Raw genomic sequence first — 4,630 nt, 5'->3', positions numbered from 1 at the left:
ACGAGAAAAAAGAAACAAAAAAACCTGCCCTCTGCCACCTCAGCAAAGGGGGGTTTTGCTCTCGTGCTCGTTTAAAAATCAGCAAGGGACAGGTAGTATTTTTTGAGAAGATCACTCAAAAAATCTCCACCTTTAAACCCTTGCCAATTTTTATTTTGTCCGTTTTGTCTAGCTTACCGAAAGCCAGACTCAGCAAGAATAAAATTTTTATTGTCTTTCGGTTTTCTAGTGTAACGGACAAAACCACTCAAAATAAAAAAGATACAAGAGAGGTCTCTCGTATCTTTTATTCAGCAATCGCGCCCTTTAATGGAACAAAAAGATTTGAATTCCTGTTATAAAAAAAGGATCAATTTTGAACTCTCTCCCAAAGTTGATCCCTTAACGATTTAGAAATCCCTTTGAGAATGTTTATATACATTCAAGGTAACCAGCCAACTAATGACAATGATTCCTGAAAAAAGTAATAACAAATTACTATACAGATAAGTTGACTGATCAACTTCCATAGGTAACAACCTTTGATCAAGTAAGGGTATGGATAATAAACCACCTACAATTGCAATACCTGTTCCCTCTGATAAAAAGCTGGTAAAGTTAAGCAAACTCATTCCAGCACCAGCTTCCTGCTGTTTCAAGCTACTTGAAACAATTGTTGATATAACTGTTTTGGTGAACGAAAGCCCACCTAAAACAAATACGATTATAATTGTCATGAACCATGATGTTGTTTCTAAAAGAAAGGAAGCAGTTAAAAAGCTAACAGAAAGAAATGTAACTCCGATGTTTAACACGTATAAAGGACCTCTTCTATCAACAAGTATCCCACCAATGTAGCCGAAAATAATGACACTCATTGTTCCAGGGAAAATAATTACACTTCCGATTTCGGCAGTACTTAGCTGGTGAACATCTTTCATCATATAAGGAACCATAGAGACAAACCCTGCTACTGTTCCAAATATAATTCCCCCACAAAGAACTCCAATCATAAAAGGTATATTTTTCCCTAATCCGGGATCAACAAAAGGATCTGTTACTTTCCTGATATGTTTTACAAATATCAGGAATGACAGCACGCTAACGATAAGAAAAGAAATGCTATATGATGTTGTAAACAACATAAAAAATACAATGCCTACAGACATTAGTATAATTCCTTTGATATCAAAATGACCTTTTATCCTTACTTCTTTCTTTAATAATTTCATAAGAAACGGAACAGTGATAATTGTTATCATAGGAATGAGTAGAAGATAGGACCAATGAATATAATGGGCTATCATTCCACCAATCGCTGGACCGACTCCTTCTCCCATGGCTACTATCGATCCAATAAGACCAAATGCTTTACCCCTATTTTCCTTTGGAATATAGCGCGCAACTACAACCATTACGAGTGCTGGAAATGCAGCTGCACCAGCCCCTTGAATAAAACGAGCCATAATAAGTAAGGAAAAGAAAGAATGGCCAACAAACCCAATTACCGACCCGAAACAATTTATTATAATTCCAAATAGGAGTAACCTTTTGATGCCTAATTGATCAGATAGCTTTCCATATACAGCTGTTCCAATGGAAAAGGTTAACATAAAGGCTGTGTTCACCCAGTTTGTACTCGCAGGTGGTTTATTAAAATCATTTGCAATATCAGGTAATGAGACGTTCAAAACCATTTCATTTAATACGCTAAAAAAAGATAAAATGCAAAGCCAAATTAAAATTTGGTTGTGTCGTAAATTCGATTGTGAATAGGATGTATTCACATTTCACCCTCCAATAATGAGGGCAGACGTAGTTTATAGGGTTAATGATACGCTTCCCTCTTTTAATTGAACCCTGTTACATTCATTACACTTCATAATTAATTCCTCCTAAACTTGATTAAAACATTTTACCACATATAAACTAAGTTTTAAATTCAGTATTTCATCACTTATACAACAATATGGCCCGTTTGTTGAACTACTCTTTAATAAAATAATTTTTCCGTTCCCAATTCCACATTGCAATAATAGAAAATCCATCTTCATCGGCTTTTTCGTCATCATCTGTATGAATCAAATCGCCTTCTTCTGTGTCATCAAGGTTTAATTTTTTATGTATTTCTTTTAACAAACCACCATAGGAGATTAACCTTTTACGGTGTAAACCTTCCTCCAAATCAGACAAACGTTTCAAATTCTTTTCTTCATCATCGGTCATAAAATCCGTATCCTTTACAGGATATTTTGCAGTTTCGTCAATTGCCGATTGTATATCCGATTTATATTTATTTTTCGGTCGAATCATTTGAACTTTTACATTTGGATCATAGTCTAATTTCATTGCCTTTTTCCAAAATTGAATCCATTGTTTTTGATTCACGTAGTTTTCTGTATTCTTAAAATAAGTTGGTTCCACACATACCAATACATGCATGTGCTGATTATAAGAATTATCTTTATTATTTATTGTCACTTCCGTTGCACGCATAAAACCAACAAGATTTTTATTAATTTTTTTATATTGCATCATTCGGCGAAATCCTTGAGCCATATCTGACAAACTCTTATTTAATTCTTCGCCATCATAAACATTTTTAACTGTTAATGTGAGAAACAACCAACGAACTGTTGGCTTTTGTTTAATAACTTCAGCAACAACCTTTTGTGACTGAATGCCATGTTTCATTGCTCTCCTCCAGTTGCACATTGGACAAAGCCTGGATTTACAAAACCACACTCGATACAACTTTCTTTCGCCTGTTTCACGATTTTGTTTATACTCTAATATTTCAGCACAATCTTTTACTCTTTCAGCCTTTTTAAATTCAAGAATATGCAGAAGTTCAAAGTAATCAACATTAGCGATTTTCTTTTCTCTCCATGGTCTCACTTTTCCACTTTTTGTCTTGTCCACTAAAACCCTTGATTTTTCATCTGAATAAATGCTACTATTAGGACACATAATATTAAAAGAAACCCCCATCTATTTAGTTATTTGTTTGGTCACTTATAACTTTAACAGATGGGGTTTTTCTGTGCAACCAATTTTAAGGGTTTTCAATACTTTAAAACACATACATACCAACACTTCAACGCACCTTTCAGCAACTAAAATAAAAATGACGTTATTTCTATATGTATCAAGATAAGAAAGAACAAGTTCAAAACCATCAAAAAAAGACACCTTTTCAGGTGCTTTTTTTATTTTATAAACTCATTCCCTGATCTCGACTTCGTTCTTTTTTTACCTCTCGGTTATGAGTTAGTTCAAATTCGTTCTTTTTAGGTTCTAAATCGTGTTTTTCTTGGAATTGTGCTGTTTTATCCTTTACCTTGTCTACAAACCCCTTAAAAACGTTTTTAAAGGCTTTTAAGCCGTCTGTACGTTCCTTAAGGAATTCCTTAGTGCTTTCATAGATTAAACTCACATCACGCTTTAAATCGCTTATTTTAGACTTTAAAGACTTGTTTTCTTCAAGCAACTCATTATAATCATTTACATTTTCATTAAATCGCTCTACAAGACCACTATATTTTTCTTTAACTTGCCCATGTTCTTTACTTAATTTTTTATATTCTCTCGCCATATCAGTACTCATGAGATTTCTAACATGCTGTTTTAACCTATCGTTATCTCTCGCAGCAGTCACTAAGTTTTTATAATCACGCTCCGATATAACAACATTTTTGGTTGGTTTCTTTTCTGTTTTCATTATTTCTTTTCCCAAACCAAACATGGACTTTTCACCCGTTGGCACTTCAACACTTTTCATGTGTCGTTTCGCTGGTACTTCTAAATCTGATTTAACTTTATCGCTATAAGCAGTCCATTCATCTTTTTTAACTGCTAAATTTTTTTCTAGAAAATCAATCTCTTTTTCCAAAGTTTGTTTTTTAAATTTAGCTGTCTCAATATGTTTACGGTCAGAGCCACGTTCACCACGCTTCAACTCAAAACCCTGTTTTTTCATATGCTCGGGGAATTTATCTTGTAGCCATAACAGTTCTTGACGATTAAACACATTTTTTCCTTGCAGTTTTCCATCACGCATAGGCACAACACCTAAATGCATGTGAGGGGTTTGCTCATCATTATGAACTGTTGCATAAGCAATATTTTGCTTGCCATATCGTTCGGAAAATAATTTATAACTTTCCTCAAAAAATCGTTTTTGTTCTCCTGGATCCAGTTGCTCAAAAAAATCTCGGTCAGATGTTACTAGCAACTCATTTACAAGAACAGCATCTTTCCTCGTTTTTCTTGTACCTGTTTTTTGTGATTCAATAATTTCTTTGACACGTTCGTTGTAATCAATATTTTTATCATTTTTCAAATCATAATTTTCACGTGTTCGCTCATGGTCAATATCATCATTCGTTCTACTTTTTCGCTCTCTTTGATTATGAAATTGCATGCCTTTTAGTCCAGCTGATTTCACTTTTTGCATTCTACAAACTGCATAACTCATATGTAAATCGCTCCTTTTTAGGTGGCACAAATGTGAGGCATTTTCGCTCTTTCCGGCAACCACTTCCAAGTAAAGTATAACACACTATACTTTATATTCATAAAGTGTGTGCTCTGCGAGGCTGTCGGCAGTGCCGACCAAAACCATAAAACCTTTAAGACCTTTCTTTTTTTT

At 34.2% G+C, this 4,630-nt stretch carries 5 protein-coding genes; 1 reads left to right on the top strand and 4 read right to left on the bottom strand.

The annotated features are described in order from the left end of the window. A partial coding sequence (locus tag QNJ52_RS11445; protein WP_283720732.1) for a hypothetical protein occupies window positions 1–341 on the top strand: 341 nt, incomplete at its 5' end. Between the two features lie 48 nt (window positions 342–389). Here QNJ52_RS11445 and tet(L) read toward each other — a convergent pair. The 4 genes from tet(L) to mobV form a co-directional block, all read right to left on the bottom strand. Continuing rightward, entirely contained in the window at window positions 390–1,766 is a 1,377-nt protein-coding gene (tet(L), locus tag QNJ52_RS11440; RefSeq protein WP_001574277.1) for a tetracycline efflux MFS transporter Tet(L), read from the bottom strand. A 33-nt stretch (window positions 1,767–1,799) separates the two neighbouring features. Further along, window positions 1,800–1,862 carry a tetracycline resistance efflux system leader peptide gene (locus QNJ52_RS11575; protein ID WP_012779615.1) on the bottom strand — a complete coding sequence of 21 codons (63 nt, stop codon included), beginning with the start codon at window positions 1,860–1,862 and terminating at the stop codon, window positions 1,800–1,802. Between the two features lie 103 nt (window positions 1,863–1,965). Next, complete coding sequence (locus QNJ52_RS11435) at window positions 1,966–2,949, bottom strand: protein rep (protein ID WP_000336291.1); 984 nt, start codon at window positions 2,947–2,949, stop codon at window positions 1,966–1,968. 244 nt (window positions 2,950–3,193) lie between these two features. Continuing rightward, entirely contained in the window at window positions 3,194–4,456 is a 1,263-nt protein-coding gene (mobV, locus tag QNJ52_RS11430) for a MobV family relaxase (protein WP_000119405.1), read from the bottom strand. Window positions 4,457–4,630: the final 174 nt, after the last annotated feature.

This window comes from Macrococcus sp. S115 (assembly GCF_030067655.1).
Classification (GTDB): domain Bacteria; phylum Bacillota; class Bacilli; order Staphylococcales; family Staphylococcaceae; genus Macrococcoides; species Macrococcoides psychrotolerans.
Note: the sequence above shows the minus strand (reverse complement) of the source record. Positions and strands in the feature narration are given on the sequence as shown.